This window comes from Bacillus sp. T-10(2022) (assembly GCF_056502895.1).
Genome location: NZ_CP113518.1, coordinates 3,560,472 through 3,577,015, shown reverse-complemented (window position 1 = coordinate 3,577,015; position 16,544 = coordinate 3,560,472). Strand labels below are relative to the sequence as shown.

The 16,544-nt window shown below is 40.9% G+C and carries 15 protein-coding genes; 9 read left to right on the top strand and 6 right to left on the bottom strand.

The annotated features are described in order from the left end of the window. The first annotated feature begins 12 nt into the window (after window positions 1-12). From hpaD to OSJ91_RS17390, 3 genes are all read left to right on the top strand, one after another. A complete protein-coding gene (gene hpaD / locus OSJ91_RS17400) occupies window positions 13-996 on the top strand; it encodes a 3,4-dihydroxyphenylacetate 2,3-dioxygenase (RefSeq protein WP_350299341.1) in 984 nt (327 codons plus the stop codon). Window positions 997-1,422: 426 nt separating this feature from the next. Further along, window positions 1,423-1,761, top strand: a complete 339-nt coding sequence (locus OSJ91_RS17395) for a DUF485 domain-containing protein (protein ID WP_350299340.1) — start codon at window positions 1,423-1,425, stop codon at window positions 1,759-1,761. Window positions 1,762-1,764: 3 nt separating this feature from the next. Then, a complete protein-coding gene (locus OSJ91_RS17390; protein WP_350299339.1) occupies window positions 1,765-3,330 on the top strand; it encodes a solute symporter family protein in 1,566 nt (521 codons plus the stop codon). A gap of 167 nt (window positions 3,331-3,497) precedes the next feature. Here the strand turns inward: OSJ91_RS17390 and OSJ91_RS17385 are convergent, their stop codons facing one another. Further along, a complete protein-coding gene (locus tag OSJ91_RS17385; protein ID WP_350299338.1) occupies window positions 3,498-4,367 on the bottom strand; it encodes a LysR family transcriptional regulator in 870 nt (289 codons plus the stop codon). Between the two features lie 165 nt (window positions 4,368-4,532). Between OSJ91_RS17385 and hpaB the strand changes: the two genes are divergently transcribed. Further along, window positions 4,533-6,005, top strand: coding sequence for a 4-hydroxyphenylacetate 3-monooxygenase, oxygenase component (gene hpaB / locus OSJ91_RS17380; protein ID WP_350299337.1), 1,473 nt, complete (start codon window positions 4,533-4,535; stop codon window positions 6,003-6,005). Between the two features lie 78 nt (window positions 6,006-6,083). On the opposite strand, the gene OSJ91_RS17375 is transcribed toward hpaB, so the two are convergent. Genes OSJ91_RS17375 through OSJ91_RS17365 form a run of 3 tightly spaced genes read right to left on the bottom strand, consistent with a single transcriptional unit; the run spans window position 6,084 to window position 8,061 of the window. After that, window positions 6,084-6,470 carry a 5-carboxymethyl-2-hydroxymuconate Delta-isomerase gene (locus OSJ91_RS17375; protein WP_350299336.1) on the bottom strand — a complete coding sequence of 129 codons (387 nt, stop codon included), beginning with the start codon at window positions 6,468-6,470 and terminating at the stop codon, window positions 6,084-6,086. 17 nt (window positions 6,471-6,487) lie between these two features. Continuing rightward, window positions 6,488-7,276 (bottom strand): fumarylacetoacetate hydrolase family protein, encoded by a 789-nt coding sequence (locus OSJ91_RS17370; protein WP_350299335.1) that lies wholly within the window; start codon window positions 7,274-7,276, stop codon window positions 6,488-6,490. Beyond that, a complete protein-coding gene (locus OSJ91_RS17365) occupies window positions 7,273-8,061 on the bottom strand; it encodes a fumarylacetoacetate hydrolase family protein (RefSeq protein ID WP_413018679.1) in 789 nt (262 codons plus the stop codon). Before OSJ91_RS17365 ends, OSJ91_RS17370 begins: the two co-directional genes overlap by 4 nt. A gap of 432 nt (window positions 8,062-8,493) precedes the next feature. Here OSJ91_RS17365 and asnS point away from each other — a divergent pair, with 432 nt between their 5' ends. The 4 genes from asnS (at window position 8,494) to OSJ91_RS17345 (ending at window position 11,813) form a co-directional block, all read left to right on the top strand. Next, complete coding sequence (asnS, locus tag OSJ91_RS17360; protein WP_350299333.1) at window positions 8,494-9,786, top strand: asparagine--tRNA ligase; 1,293 nt, start codon at window positions 8,494-8,496, stop codon at window positions 9,784-9,786. Window positions 9,787-9,902: 116 nt separating this feature from the next. Then, window positions 9,903-10,598, top strand: coding sequence for a DnaD domain-containing protein (locus OSJ91_RS17355; protein WP_350299332.1), 696 nt, complete (start codon window positions 9,903-9,905; stop codon window positions 10,596-10,598). 22 nt (window positions 10,599-10,620) lie between these two features. After that, entirely contained in the window at window positions 10,621-11,277 is a 657-nt protein-coding gene (nth, locus tag OSJ91_RS17350; RefSeq protein ID WP_485890141.1) for an endonuclease III, read from the top strand. Then, the gene (locus tag OSJ91_RS17345) at window positions 11,274-11,813 is read left to right on the top strand and encodes a YpoC family protein (RefSeq protein WP_485890140.1); all 540 of its coding nucleotides are present in this window, start codon (window positions 11,274-11,276) and stop codon (window positions 11,811-11,813) included. Before nth ends, OSJ91_RS17345 begins: the two co-directional genes overlap by 4 nt. A 40-nt stretch (window positions 11,814-11,853) precedes the next feature. On the opposite strand, the gene OSJ91_RS17340 is transcribed toward OSJ91_RS17345, so the two are convergent. Together OSJ91_RS17340 and recU are read right to left on the bottom strand one after the other, a co-directional pair. Continuing rightward, on the bottom strand, window positions 11,854-14,592 hold the full coding sequence (locus OSJ91_RS17340; protein ID WP_485890139.1) for a PBP1A family penicillin-binding protein: 2,739 nt from the start codon (window positions 14,590-14,592) through the stop codon (window positions 11,854-11,856). 27 nt (window positions 14,593-14,619) lie between these two features. Continuing rightward, entirely contained in the window at window positions 14,620-15,231 is a 612-nt protein-coding gene (gene recU / locus OSJ91_RS17335; protein WP_350299328.1) for a Holliday junction resolvase RecU, read from the bottom strand. Window positions 15,232-15,373: 142 nt separating this feature from the next. Here recU and OSJ91_RS17330 point away from each other — a divergent pair, with 142 nt between their 5' ends. Beyond that, the gene (locus OSJ91_RS17330; protein WP_485890138.1) at window positions 15,374-16,321 is read left to right on the top strand and encodes a DUF2515 family protein; all 948 of its coding nucleotides are present in this window, start codon (window positions 15,374-15,376) and stop codon (window positions 16,319-16,321) included. The last annotated feature ends 223 nt before the right edge of the window (window positions 16,322-16,544 follow it).

The window sequence follows — 16,544 nt, the reverse complement described above, 5'->3', positions numbered from 1 at the left end:
GGGGAGAATACTATGAATTTTTCTATTATTCGTGTTGCGAGAACGATACTTAATGTAACAGATTTAGATAAATCAAGAGCCTTTTATGTGGATGCTTTAGGTTTTATTGAAACGGAAAGAACGAATGATCACATATATTTACGTGGTTTAGAGGAAGCGCATCATCACTCGCTTGTCTTGCAAAAGGCAGAAAAGCCAAGTGTTGAAGCGATAGGATACAAGGTTGAAAAAGAGGAAGACCTTGAAGAATTGGAATCTTTCTTGCTGTCCAAGGGAATGAAAATGAAGTGGATGAAGGAAGGAACACAGCATGCACTAGGCAAATCGCTCCGAGTTCAGGATATTTCCGGATTGCCAATCGAATTTTTCAGCAAAATGGATAAAGCAGAGAGATTGCTGCAACGATTCGATATGCATAGGGGTTCAAGGGTCCAAAGGATCGATCATGTGAATTGTAATGTAACAAATGTGCAAAAAGCCTATGATTTTTATGTGAAGGAATTGGGTTTTGCCTGCTCGGAAGATACAGTGGATGAGTCGGGCCAATTATGGGCAACGTGGCTACATAGAAAGCAAACGGTCCATGACCAGGCATTCATGAACGGAATCGGCCCAAGACTTCATCATGTAGGCTTCTTTCTGCCTGACCCCCTTGCAATTATCCATGCCTGTGATGTACTGGCATCACTTGGATATGCACAGTCCATCGAACGCGGACCTGGAAGGCATGGTCTATCCAATGCATTCTTCCTATATTTAAGAGATCCGGACGGTCACAGAATCGAATTATACAATGGGGATTACTTAACATCTGACCCGGATATCGAACCGATTCATTGGGATTTGAATGATCCAAGACGCCAGACATTCTGGGGAGCCAAAGCCCCGGATTCATGGTTTGATGAGGCATCTTCTGTACTTGATATAATATCAGGAGAAGAAGTTCCTCTTAAAGAACCGATCCTGGCAAAAAGCAAGCCTGAATTCATCATCTGAAAAAAGCGGGATTCAGGATGAATGATCGAGTGTTTCGGCAAAACATACATTGACTCTCTTGGTCTTTTCGAAAGGGTGCTAGTGCAATTGGTGAATAGTTGATGGAAAACTGGTAGATGGATATGGATATCATTTGAAACGTGAAAGTATAAATAAGCCGAAACGGATGAGGGATATGCGAGCCAAGTCTATTGCGAAAGTGCAAGCCTTCTAAAAGATATGGTCTGGGACAGGGCAGCAGTGGGAACTAACTGCTGCCCTGTCTGTAAGTGTCACCGGGTAGATAAAATGCGTACGGAAAGCTTAGGGATGGGCTTAGACCTTCTTGTGCAGATGAGTTATTTGGATTTTTTGGGGATTTCTGACAATGGAGAGGCTCAATACTACCGTCCTTTGAAAAATAAATATCAGTAGAGGTGTGAAGAGATGGTTCGGTTGGAAAAAAACCTTCAAGATTCGGAACAAACTAATCTAGTGGATTATGAAAGGATTGTTGCTTCCAAAGAGTTTCAGAATATGCTTTCCGATAAAAAGAAATTCGTCATCCCTTATACGATATTCTTTATGGGATATTCCCTGCTTTTGCCCTTCTTAGTTTTTTACACTGATATCCTGGATCACCCTTTCATTGGAGACATAACATGGGCGTGGGTGTACGGTGTTTCCATCACGGTTATGTCTGTATGGGTTTGCAGCGTATATGTAAGGAAATCCGAAAGAATCGATGAACAAATAAAAGAAATCATCGAGAAAGAAGGGCTTTGATTCATGAATTGGACAGTTATTATTCTCTTTGCACTAATGTCGATAGGTACGCTTTTCATCACGTATTTCGCTTCCAAAAAAACTAAAACGGCAGGCTCTTTTTATACGGCTGGGGGCGGTTTGACCGCTAGGCAAAATGGACTTGCATTGGCTGGGGATTTTATGTCGGCTTCCACATTTTTAGGGTTGATTGGAGCATTTTCCTTAACGGGGTATGATGGATTTTTCCTGATGTACGGAGCACTTGTTTCATTCCTTGTCGTGTTATTCCTGGTGGCTGAACCTTTAAGGAACTTAGGGAAATACACATTGGCTGATATGGTGACTACAAGGTTTAAATATAAACAGGTCCGGGGAGTGACCGCTTTTAATACCTTGGTGATATCAGTCATGTACATGCTGGGTCAACTTGTTGCGGCAGGTGCTTTGTTTAAATTGCTTTTAGACATCCCGTATAATACCTCTGTCATCATCGTAGGTATTGTAATGTTGGTATTTGTACTATTTGGGGGGATGACGGCGACGAGCTGGGTGCAGATCATTAAAGCCATCCTGCTGATTGGCGGCGTGTTTATATTATTCATGATCGTCATGTGGAAGTTGAATTTTAGTTTCATTGGAATTTTCACGGAAATGAAAACAGCGACACCCATGGGTGCAGATTACCTGAAGGCAGGTATTAAATATGCCAGTGGGTGGGATGCAGCTTCCTTGTCCCTGGGCTTAATTCTGGGAACGGCAGGTCTACCGCACATTTTAATACGTTTTTTGACTGTCCCGAATGCACAAGTGGCAAGGAAGTCTGTTGTTTGGGTGATGTGGATTATGGGTGCTTTTCATATCATGGTCATTTTTCTCGGATTCGGTGCTGCGAAGTTGGTCGGAACATCGAATATCATGAACGCTAATCCAGCGGGTAACATGGCTGCACCTTTATTGGCCCAACTTGTGGGCGGGGACATCTTATTCGCCTTTATTGCAGCCGTTTCCTTTGCTACGATACTCGCAGTTGTTGCGGGAATCGTTTTAACAGGTGCTACGGCATTTTCACATGATTTTTATAATGAAATATTAAAAGATGGAAAAGCGACGGAAAAACAGCAAATGACGATGGCTAGATGGGCTTCCATTGGTGTGACTGCACTTGCGATTGTTTTATCATTAGGTCTGCAGGAATTCAATGTAGCGTTTCTGGCATCGATTGCCTTTACATTGGCCGCCAGTTCGAATTTGCCAGTAATCCTTCTTACTATCTATTGGAAAAAATTCAATAAAACCGGAGCAATAGTCGGTATGATGACAGGTCTTTTTGGTACACTTTTGCTCGTGGCCCTCAGTCCAAATGTCTGGAACCCGGTCCCCGGAGCAACCATTATGACAGGTGACCCGATTTTCCCTTTGAATTCACCAGGAATCGTTTCCATTCCTCTTGGATTCCTCGCATGCTATTTAGGTGCCCTGATCGGTAATCGCAGGACTGGTTTTAAAACGGTTACAAAAGACAATTATAATGAAATCCTCGTAAAGTCCAATACCGGTCATGATGTTAAGGGTGTTTTGCGACATTGAATGATATGCCTATAAATAAAGGGCAGGTCATCGAACTTGTGAATCGATTTTAAAAAGCAGCCATCCAGGTTGTTTTTTATCTTTTCATTGAAATAGAAATTCAAACCAACACCATAGATTATTAGAAAAGGTGCAAATGAAATGAAGATTTAAGGATAACTGGCCATTCATTCAGAAAAAGTTTCTAGAAATTTGACGGCGCCTTTGGAAAGATAGCGTTCTTCTAGCCAAATAAGGGCGGCTTCCGATTGTACTTCACAATCTATCAATTCGACTATTTTTATCCCTTGGGTTGAAAACGATTTGGATGTGGTACGTGGCATGATGGTAGCGCCTATTCCTTCCTTCACTAAAGATAATATCATTGCAGCATCAGGACATTCACATACAATCGTAGGATCAAATCCATGTCTGAAGCATTCATTCACTATAAGTTCGTAAGTACCTTGACCGCTTACCCTATGCAGCAATAAGAGGGGATATTCTTTGATTTGTTTGAATTCGATGGAGTCTGGGATATCCCAATCTTTTGGGGTGACAAGCACAAAATCTTCCGGCGGAAGGTTAATTGATGAGAATTGCTTACCGTTAATAGGAAGCCGTACAATGGCCAACTCGATTTCCCTGTTTATTAACCCTTCTGTCAAACGGAACGTATCACCTTCCATTAACTTGAAACGTATGTCAGGGTATTTAACTCTAAAGGTTCTCATCCTTTGCGGAATGTAAGAAAAGCAAGTTTTTACAGAGCCTATGGAAAGAGTGCCCTTTACCCCTTTACTGACTTCCTTCACTTCCAGAAGTGTTTCTTCAAACTGATTCAATAGAGCTTCAGCTTTTTTATAAAGGACCTTGCCAGTTTCTGTGAGTTCAAGTTTCTTTCCATTCCGATCGAAAAGTTTTTCACCGATTTCCATTTCCATTAATTTAAGTTGCTGGCTAAGAGGCGGTTGAGCCATATGTAATTTTTTTGCGGCTTTGGTTACTTGTTCTTCCTGAACGATTGTCACAAAATATTTTAACTGCCGGATGTCCATTATATACACCTCATACATATGATTTACATATACATTTTGAATTTTTAAAGTATTTTATATATATCATAACACATGGTATATTTTGTTATAGGAATTAATTAAATATTTGGAATTTATTTAATTGTAAGCGCTTCATTTATATCGATTTTTAAGGGGGATGCAAGCATGCCGGCTAAAACAGGTAAAGAATATATCGATAGGGTAGACAAAGCAAAGGCGAATGTATGGATCAATGGAGAGCAAGTAAAAGATAAGATCAGTCAACACCCAGCTTTTAAAGGGGTCATGAAAACACAGGCTGAATTATATGATTTGCAGCATGATACCGCGAAAAATGACATCATGACTTATATTTCACCAACTTCAAACGAAAGAGTAGGGACCTCATTCATGCAGCCGCGGACTAAGGAAGACCTTGAAAAAAGGAGGATGATGATTCAAGAATGGGCAAGACATAATAATGGAATGATGGGACGTTCCCCTGATTATATCAACAGTGGGATGATGGCGTACGGTACTGCAGCGGATATGTTCGGCACTCAGGATTCGGCATTTGCAAAAAATATGAAGGATTATTATGAGCTCTGCCGGGAAAAGGATTTGTCGTTGACACATACCTTGATTCAACCACAGGTTAATAGGGGAGTTAGTGCCGCAAAGCTTCCGGACCCTTACATCGCTGCACGGATTGCTGGCAAGAATTCAGAAGGGCTTATTATAAAGGGAGCCAGATTATTAGCTACACAAGGAGGAATAACGGATGAAATCATGGTTTTCCCTTCGACATTGCTAAAACAATCAGAAGAAGAAAACCCTTATGCATTCGCATTCTCCATACCAAATAATACACCGGGGTTGAAATTCATCTGTCGTGAATCATTCGACTATGGCAAATCACATTTTGATCATCCACTTGGTTCACGATTTGAGGAGATGGATACGATTATCGTTTTTGATGATGTAGTCGTTCCTTGGAATCGGGTATTTGCATATGGGGATGTCGGAATTTGTAACCAGGCTTATAATGAAAGCAATGCAGTTGTTCATATGACCCATCAGGTGGTATCGAAGAATATCGCCAAAACCGAGTTCATTCTGGGGATTTTACAACTTATGGCGGAAACCATCAATATCGGGCAATACCAGCATGTTCAGGAGAAAATCTCGGAAGTCATCATGGCGCTTGAAACGCTAAAGGCTTTCATAACAGCTTCGGAGGCAAACGCGAAATTGGATAAATGGGGAATGATGACACCTGATTTTACACCATTAAACATTGCCCGTAATTATTATCCGAAGATTTACCCTAGATTCAGTGAAATAATGCAGCTTCTTGGAGCTAGCGGCTTAATGGCGATTCCAAATGAAGCCGATTTCAATTCGGAGCTTCGACCGGATTTGGATAAATATCTTCAAGCTGCGAATGGTGGAGCATATGACAGGGTCAAATTGTATCGTCTCGCATGGGATGTATGCATGAGTTCATTTGGATCCAGGCAAACGCTGTACGAAAGATTCTTTTTTGGAGATCCGGTCCGTATGGCGAGTGCTTTATATAACGGCTATGATAAACAGGAATATGTGGATCGTGTCAAGGAGTTCTTGAACCGTACTGAAAACCTTGCAGAAATCAACTGAGCGCGGCAGCAGTGGCAAAACATTATAATTTAAAGGCCTCCCCAATGATGTGGAAGGCCTTTAAATATGGAATCTTGTTCATTTATTGTATCGATCATGGATATTATTCTTTTTATATGTGCCAAAATCACTGAATTCCGTAAGTTCCATGGAGAGTGCAAGATATCTTTTTGAAAAGAGGGATGCCAAATGGGATTCCATCGTTTTGAATAGTTGGTCACATACTTTGGTTTTATCACTGTCCTGGCGTCCAGCACCAATTTTTAGGATGGCATGAACAAAGGCATCATCCTCTGTACCATCGGCAACACGATAATGCTTCAATTCAATGGCCCGGGATCGAATGCCGCCAATTGGAAAGATGGAAGGATAAGATATCAGTACATCATTCACCTTCCTTAATAAGCCATCAATCTGGATTTCATCTTTGATATTATCCGTATATTCAATAATAATATGAGGCATGTGATTAGTCCCTTCTGTTAATTATGGATTTTTAGATGCGGCCGATCCCCGCCTTCAGTAAATGCATCGTCACCGACTATTGTGCTGACGAGTTTCCCGATTCCTTCAATTTCAGTGATGATTTCATCGCCTACAGCAGTATCCGCCAATCCTTCAGGTGTGCCTGTCAAAATGATATCGCCTGGACTCAATGTCATGAAGCTGCTGAAATATTCAATTAAATCAGCAATGCCGAAAATCATGTCTTTCGTGTTGCCTTGCTGAGTCAATTTTCCGTTGACGTAAGTTTTGATGGCAAGATTCGAAGGATCTGGAATATCTTCGGCATCGACTAGCCAAGGTCCAATGGGGGTGCAGGTATCGCGATTTTTGACCTTTAAGTTTGGCCGGTAGTAATTCTCCAGATAATCCCGTATTGCATAATCATTTGCAACCGTATATCCACTTACATACATAAAGGCTTCTTCCTTTTTTATGTTCTTCGCCTTTTTCCCGATGACGACTGCCAGTTCACATTCATAATGCATAAAAGCTGCATCAGCAGGCCGCTTTGTCTGTCCCCGGTGGCCGATAAAGGTATTGGGGCCTTTTAAGAACGCAAGGGGTTCTTCCGGGGCTTTAAAAGCAAGCTCCTTCGCATGGTCTGCATAATTCAAGCCAAGCGCGAAGACAGTTCGTGGTTCCACTGGGGGAAGCCAGACAACATCCTGCTCATTGACAATCCGGCCATCCGCCAATTGGAGCTGGCCATGATATTCAAATGCTGGATGTATGGCACCTGCATAGGCTACACGTGCTCTCTTCATAAAATCCCCTCCAGTGATAGTTTTTCCTCGGAAATGATTGTATTTTCCAAATATCCGATTTCATCAATTTCTATTCTGACATGATCATTGGCTTTTGCCAGCGGTGCATTCTCTGGAACTCCAACTAGAAGGACGTCACCTGTACTCAAAGTCATGAAGTCTGTTACATCCTCAATAAGGCGGGATATGGAGCGAATTAAATTTGAAGTTGAATTTTCTTGCTTTAGCTCTCCATTTATATATACACGGATTCCTAAAGAATCGGGGTTGGATATCGATTCCTTGGATACGACCCAGGGACCGATCGGGCAAAATCCATCACGCGCTTTATGGCGGATCGCAGGGCGGAAAAAGCTTTCATGAGGAATGCTGATATCATTGGCAATCGTAAATCCTTCTATATAATCCAATGCATGTTCTTTCTTGACTCTTGTGGCCGTTTTACCAATTACAATTCCAAGTGCTGCCCCGATTTCCAATTCAGGTATGCTGTTTGGAAGGGGAACTGGATTTGAAAAAGAAGAAAATGTGTTTCTAGGTTTAATATAAAGGATCGGCCCTTTAGGAGGTTCATTATAGGGAGGATGGTCGATCTTTCCCTTCAATGCTTCCAATGATCCTTTATAGTTTAATAATGTTCCATATACCGTTCCTGAAATAGGGTTATCCAACTTGATTTGTGATACCTCATACTTATCACCATTCATTAATATGTAGCGGTTCGACAGTATTTCGATTTCTTCTGAATAATCTGACTCAATGAGCTTCACTCTTGCTTTTGTCATAGACACTCACCCCTTGATTTTTTATTAATCATATATGATATCGTATATGATTTTTTGCTTAAGTTCAACATATTTAGATTATTCAGTATAATTAGGCAAAAAATGTTAGAAAAAAGAGGTGTTTCAATTGAAAAATGCCTTGAACATATAGTTAGTATGAAGCTAGGATTTCATGATTACCATTCGTTAATTTGTTTAGGAAATGGAAAAGTCAATCGATAACATATACGATGATTTTACTGTAAGAGCATGGGCTTTCGTGAATAGTAAACCACCATGCAATCTAGCGAATACCTAAAAAACATAATAAGAATGATATAAAAGGCATGGAACCTCCGCTTCAATTGATTTATTTGCTTGTAAGCAGGGCTATAGGTATAATAAGTAGAGTAAATTCATTAGTAAGTTAAGTTATTTTTGGAGGTAAATTCCGTGAAAATTACAATAAAAGATGCTAGCAAATTCGTCGATCAAGAAGTAACCATTGGAGGCTGGCTTGCCAGTAAACGTTCCAGTGGGAAAATTGCTTTCCTTCAAATCCGTGATGGCTCTGGTTTCATTCAAGGTGTGGTCGTGAAAGCTGATGTGGGTGAAGAAATTTTCGCTCGTGCGAAATCGGTTTCGCAAGAGTCATCCTTGTATGTAACAGGTGTCATTCAAAAGGATGAACGCTCGCCGTTCGGTTTTGAGCTACAGGTGAAAGATATTGAAATCATTCATGAATCATTGGATTATCCCATTACACCAAAAGCGCATGGTCCTGAATTCTTAATGGATAACCGCCATTTGTGGCTGCGTTCAAAACGGCAGCATGCAGTCATGAAGATCCGGAATGAAATAATCCGAGCTACATATGAATTCTTTAATGAAGAAGGTTTCGTTAAAGTGGATCCCCCGATTTTAACTGGAAGCGCGCCAGAGGGAACGAGTGAATTGTTCGCGACCAAGTACTTTGATGAGGATGCATACCTTTCACAAAGTGGTCAGCTCTATATGGAAGCGGCTGCCATGGCACTTGGTAAGGTATTTTCATTTGGCCCTACCTTCAGGGCAGAAAAATCCAAAACAAGACGACATTTAATCGAGTTCTGGATGATTGAACCAGAAATGGCTTTTATCGAATTTAAAGAAAACCTGGAGGTTCAGGAGCAATTCGTTTCTTCGATCGTCCAATCCGTATTGAAAAACTGTCAGCTTGAGTTGAATACACTGGGCCGTGACATAGCGAAGCTTGAACAAATTCAAGCTCCTTTCCCGCGTATTACATATGATGAAGCCATTAAGTTCCTTCATGAACAAGGATTTGATGATATCCAATGGGGTGATGATTTTGGGGCTCCGCACGAAACTGCGATAGCGGAAAGTTATGATAAGCCCGTTTTCATAACCCATTACCCAACCAAAATCAAACCTTTTTATATGCAGCCAGACCCTGACAGGGAAGAAGTCGTTCTTTGTGCCGATTTGATCGCTCCAGAAGGATATGGAGAAATAATTGGCGGTTCAGAGCGGATTCATGATCAGGAATTGCTTGAGCAGAGGATCAATGAGCATGGCTTGAGCGAGGATGCTTACAAATGGTATATGGAATTAAGAAAATATGGCTCTGTACCGCATTCAGGCTTCGGTTTGGGATTAGAACGCACCGTTGCATGGATCAGTGGAGTCGAGCATGTCCGTGAAACCATCCCGTTCCCACGCCTATTAAATCGATTATATCCTTGATTCCGTAATGAAGCGGTTATCTTGCCAAATTTGGCAGATAACCGTTTTTTGTTAAAATTATAAACTTATTCGGGGAGCCGTATTCATGTTATACTTAACCAGAGGTGTCCAAAAACATGAATAAAGAACATTTATATGCGTGGTTTAAGGAAGGAACGATAACGATTCCATCCTTTTTGTTGACTAACTATAGAACAATGGGACTAAATGAACAAGAAATGGTCCTTTTATTACAATTGCAAAGCTTCATAGATAAAGGTAACCATTTCCCTGCACCATCCCAACTTTCTGACCGAATGACATTGCAGGAAACGGAATGTCTATTCTTGATCCAGCGTTTGGTCCAAAGGGGATTTATTGAAATGATGGTTGAGGAGAGCCAAGAAATCGGACAGGAAAAATACTCGTTGTCTCCACTTTATGAAAAAATGATGGACTGTTTCTTGAAAACTTTGAAACAGACAGAGTCTGCTGAAATCCAAAAAGCGGGGGAGAGCCTTTATACGATTTTTGAACAGGAGTTCGGCCGCCCTTTATCTCCATATGAATGTGAGACATTGGCAATGTGGATGGAGGATGACCATCAACCCGAAATCATTAAGTCAGCTCTGAGGGAGTCTGTCATTTCCGGAAAATTGAATTTCCGATATATTGATCGAATTTTATTCGAGTGGAAAAAGAATGGAATTAAAACCTTGGAACAGGCAAGGGAGCAAGGACAAAAATTTAGAGTTCACCAAAAGAGGGACCGAAAGACGGAAAATGCACGACCATTGAAAGATGTGCCTTTCTATAACTGGCTCGAGCAGTAATGTAAATTGAAGGAGAACCAATATGTTGAATAAAGCTCAAATTCGATATTGTCTGGATACGATGGGTGAAATGTTTCCGGATGCCCATTGTGAGCTGAATCACTCCAATCCATTTGAATTGGTGATTGCTGTTGCCCTGTCAGCTCAGTGTACGGATGTATTAGTCAATAAAGTAACGAAGGATTTATTTCAAAAATATAAAACGCCTGAGGATTACATAAGCGTTCCGATAGAAGAGCTGGAAAATGATATTCGCTCAATCGGTTTGTTTCGTAACAAGGCTAAGAATATACAAAAGTTGTCGCGCATGCTGATCGAAGAATTCGGTAAGGAAGTTCCCAGAGATCGTGATGAGCTTGTTAAATTGCCTGGCGTTGGCAGAAAGACGGCGAATGTAGTCGTTTCCGTTGCTTTTGATGTGCCTGCAATTGCTGTGGATACCCATGTAGAGCGTGTTTCCAAGCGACTGGGATTATGCCGTTGGAAGGATAGTGTCCTCGATGTTGAGAAAACGTTGATGGCTAAGATACCAAAGGATGAATGGTCCGTTACGCATCACCGCCTGATATTCTTTGGACGCTATCATTGCAAGGCCCAGTCACCAAGATGTGAAACCTGCCCGCTTCTTGAATTATGCCGTGAAGGAAAAAAAAGAATGAAAAGGAAAGAAGCCAATTGACGCAGTCCATATCATTGAAAGTCCCTGAAGAATTGGACCACCCTTTGTTTTTTCCTGAAAAGGAAACCATCTTGGAAAAAGAGCGTTTTGCCGGTTGGAGTGGAACGATCCCATTCGAAGCTTTCCCGTATGAGTTACTTTATTACAATAACGTTGAGACGTATGCTCCTTGGACTAAGGGGGCATTGCATATAAAGGAACTTCTGGAAAAATGGAAGGGAATTGATTCAGAATGCAGTTTGCTATTTTCCGAGCGAAAAGTGGGACAGACTTTGGGACTCATGAAGCAGGGGATCGGTTTATTTTTAACCGCAGTCTTCTGGATGCATGGAAAGCCAGTGGTATTGAGAGATTTCCGGGCAAAAATAGAATCCTTTCCCAATATTCCGGTGAACCTTGCTGAAAGGCTTTCTTTCATCCTTGCTAGACCCGCTTTTTTTCATTCATATAGACAGCTTAGTGAGTTGTTCCGAGAATTTGAAAAGCAATATGTGAAGTTCATGATCAAAAATAAGAACAGCCCAAAAAACGTCTAAGCTTTTAGCTTAGACGTTTTTTAAGTCAATCTTTATATATTTATTCCGTATCTTTGTTTGGATCTGGGTCAGGGTTAGGGTCAGGGGTCTCGACTGGTTTTTCCTCTTCTCCCGTTCCAGGGTCAGTGGCATCATCCCCGCCTTCGACGTCCTCATCACCACCATTATTGCCATCATCAGTGTTGTTGCCATTGCCATTACCATTACCATTATTACCATTGTTGCCATTACCATTATTACCGTTATTGCCGTTATTTTCGCCATTGCCATTATTGCCGTTTTCGCCATTGTTATTTTTGTCTTCATCTTGCTTATCTTCTTCGCCTTCTGCAGGCTTTTCTTGTTCCGGATCTTCACCTTCGGCCGGATCTTCAATCTCCTCGTCCTCAGTATCCTCAGGAGCTTCCGCTTCAGTAGGTATTTTGACTGATGTACTCGCAGGATCACTTTGTTGGTTATCCACTAAAGCTACCACTGAGAAAGTATATTTACTACCAGGGGTAGGATTCGGGATCGTTAAACTAGTATCCTTCGATTTTTTCAATACGCTCTTTGCTCCGCCATCAACGGACATCTTAACCTCGAATTGGGTATCCCCATTTCCTTTAGGATATGACCAGGATAGATTGATTTCATTGCTTTCCTGATTGTAAGAAGCGTTAATGCCAGGTGAGTCGATTTTTTCATATTCTGTCGTCACTTGTGTTGGTTCGTGACCTTTAACATAATATTCATAAGTGATTTTACTGCTTGGTGTGTATTCATTGGCTTTAACAGCTGGATTCGAACCTTTGATGACTCCAACCTTCACAACACTGTCAGGTTGATCAAAGTCTTTCGTTTCTTTTGATTGAGCCATATGTTCCATTAAATTCTTAAAGATGTATTTAGGGATCCTTTGAGATGATTCACCCAGATATTCCATTTTCTCACCAGATGCATTATCATAACCAGCCCAAACCGCGACTGTATAATTGGTTGTATAACCTGCCATCCAGCTATCTTTTACACCGGAAGATGGGATGTTGTTCGCTGCTCGCTGTTCAGGCGTGAAATTGGTTGAACCCGTTTTACCGGCTACAGGGAGACTAGGTATATTGGCTAACCTTCCTGTTCCATAAGGTTCTTTCATGACGCTTTTCAACATATCCGTCACGATGAAAGCTGTGGAATCTTTCATGACCGGTTTTGATTCCGTCTTGTTTTTAATGGTTGTTTTATCACGTAATACAATCTTTTTCACACTATGCGGTTCATTATAAATACCGTTGTTTCCGAATGAGCTGTAGGCTCCGGCAAGTTCGAGTGTGGAAACATCCTGACCACTCCCAAGTGAAGCAGATTCATTTATCTTCTCTTTAAAAGGTATGCCAAGGTCAACGGCAAAATCACGTGCCCGCTCCAAGCCGACTGCTTGTAGTGTTTTTAAGGCAGGGATATTTAATGACCGAGCAAGTGCTTCACGAGTGGTTACAGTACCATAATGTCGTCCGGAAGCATTTTTAAGCGGTGTTCCATCACTGTAAGTGTATTCCTCATCCTTGATTTGATGGTAGGTGGACCAATTTAAATATTCTACCGCAGGACCATAATCCAGAATAGGCTTAATGGTCGAACCAGGTGATCGCTTGGCATCCGTTGCATAATTCCAGCCGCGTTTAACCGTCGTGTTCCTGCCGCCGCCCACTGCTTTGATTTCACCAGTTTCTGTATCGAGTAATGTGACTCCTGCTTGGAGATCTTTACTTGGATAATTAATGATTTCATCACTATTCAACATGTTATAGACATATTCTTGGGCATCTTTATCAATTGTCGTTTGGATTTCCAAACCATCGGTAAAGACGTTATAGTCACCCATATCCCCGACTTCCTCAATTACCAAATCGATGAAGGCATCGTATGCCGTCGTATCGATTTGACTCTTATCGATTTCTTGAAGCCCCTCTGTTATATCTATGCTTTGCGCATTTTTCATTTCCGTTTCGGTGATATATCCATGTTTATTCATTAAGTGCAGGACAATATCACGGCGTTCTTTCGCACGTTCAGGGTATTTATACGGGTCATACCTGCTTGGACTTTGCGGTAATCCTACAAGCATGGCCGCTTCGTTCAATTTTAATTCGTTTAGATCTTTTCCATAATAAGTTTGCGATGCAGTTAAGATCCCGTTTGCACGGTTTGCAAAGAAAATCTTATTCACATACATTTCAAAAATTTCTTCTTTTGTATATTTCCTTTCAAGCTGTATGGATAGCCACATTTCCTGGACTTTCCTTTTGATGGTCTTATCAGGTGTTAAATAAGAACGCTTGATAACCTGCTGGGTCAATGTACTTGCACCCTCTGAGCCGAATCCGTTTTTGAAGTTGGCTATGACGGCACTGCCCAGACGTAAGAAATCGACACCGTGGTGTTCATAAAATCGTGAATCTTCCGTTGCCAGGAAAGCCTCTTCGACAAGGTCGGGTATGTCTTCATAATTTACATAATCCCGGTTTTCCTTTCCGATTTCAGCTAGCAATTTACCATTTTCATCGAGAATCTTGGATGTGACCGGATCTTTCAAAAGCTTTTGGTCAAGCTTTGGAGCGTCGCTGATAAAGTAAGCCATTGCAGCTCCTCCGGCAACAAGGCCTATTATTCCGATTGTAACAAGTATAAGGAAAATTCGCTTAAGCATATTTGTTGGCTTTTTAGGACCTGTTTTCTGTCCCTTTTTTTGAGTCTGCCCCTGCTTTCGGCGTTCTTCTCTAGTATTATATTTTTCAGCCATTACAGCTAACCTGCCTTTCTAAAAAAACTAAAAATTTTCTGCGATGAGCGAATCTACTACTTTAATATAGTCAATTCTCGGTTGAAAGCCAAGAGTAATCTTTCGTGAACTGCTTTCAACCTCTTGAAGAGTTATAGATTTGCGCCCGCCTTCTTTCATTCTCTTCCAATAAAAACTCAGTTGTTCAGAACTCATTACATATATATCATCCATTGCGGAAAACCGAATGATCACAAATGCAATTCCGTCATGCTGAACGATTTGTTTCATATGTTCAATTTGATGGTCATGAAAATTCTTCAGAGGGAACGAACTGCTGCTTTTCGTCTCCTTCGCCTCAAAATCAATGTACTTTCCTTTATAAACACCATTGTAATCGGTGGTCGATGCTTGTTTAAAATAAGCTTCTTTAATGACTGCAGCACTTCTTTTCGGATAGTGGACATCGACAATTTGAATGGGTGTCGGTTTTTTATGGATGACGGCAATGCCGTGTGCTAAATAATACTGATTGGTTTCGTTCAAATCGTCTTCCAATGTTTTTCCCCGGTTGCTGTAACTGATTTTTTTAAGTGGGCTTTTCTTTTCTTCCATAGCCTGCGGTACAAATCTTCGTCCGTTGGGATAATGAAATGCCACTTTTACCCCTCCTTTTTTTCACTTATCTATATTAGCAAAAAAAGAATCCAAAATGTGAATAAAAAGAATTGTTTCTTAGAACGATAGGATTTATGTACAACTATATGTCACAATTCATCGCTATAGAAAGGCGGACACATAGATGCGATTATTAAAGACGGAAAAGCAATTGCTACATTCCATAAAAGCCCAAACCGCTAAAGGGAATAGAGATAATATATCAAGGACAAAGGCATATGAACGATTTTTCAAAATGCATCCCGAAATACAATGGTCTTTTTTAGCGGGGATGGTTTCCAGAAATGCAGGCTGGAATATGTGTGATCTTGAAGGGATTTGGTTTTCCCGTTTGCTTGGCCAAAAATACAGGCATCTCTTATTCCTGACGTATGAAGAAGCCAACTGGAGAATATTCCAAGATGCTTATCCGCAATTACTTCTCTATCATTATTCGACGAAGTTTGGACGTCCTTTGTTTCACTTATGTCATTATTTTTTTATTACCAAATTCATGACGAACGAATGGTATTCCTTTTGGAAACATGGAAATCGGGAAAAATTAGTCACTGCGCTTATCATAAATGAACAAAACATCATAGAAGAACCGGTTATTAAAAAACAATCTTTCGTATTTCATTCTCTATTATTTTTCCTGCAGGACTGGATGCATTTTAGCACCGTTTTATTTCCTACTTGCAATGGAGAACTGTATGGCTCGTCCGTTTCTCATTTTAGAAATATCGATAAAAGGATTGAATTGGGGAAAAGGTTGGCCGGCCTTTTATTTTCTGAAGATTTGTTTCCGCTATTCTATGAATTTTCCTGCAGGACAGAACCAACGGGGGCCAGATATGATTATGAACAATATCGAAAAAATCCTAGGTACCATGAAACCCCGATGCTGAGGGGAGTATATCCATTGATTCATCATCAAGCAAGGATGACAGAGCAATGGGATATGAAAAAAAAGGTTAAAAAAAAATGGTTCATTGAATCCAAATGGGAAGAAGACCCGTATTTGACTGATTGGTATGACCATAAACAAAAGCAGCTGCATACAGCAGCAATGCTCAAAAATTGGATATTATAAAAGCAAACAGGGAAGGCGTCGTGTAAGCCTTCCCTGTTTTATCGGTCAGTATTTATGTCTTACGTAGAGGGGCGGTTTTCTCCGCTAAGCTTCGGGTTTCCCGTTCCTGCCTTTTTAGTGGGCGGCTTTTGTCGTTTTTCGTTTTTTTGCTGTCTGCTTTCATTCGACTGCATAAAATCACCTCCTGTCTGTATTCTTGTTTAAAACTTCATTCTTCATTCTG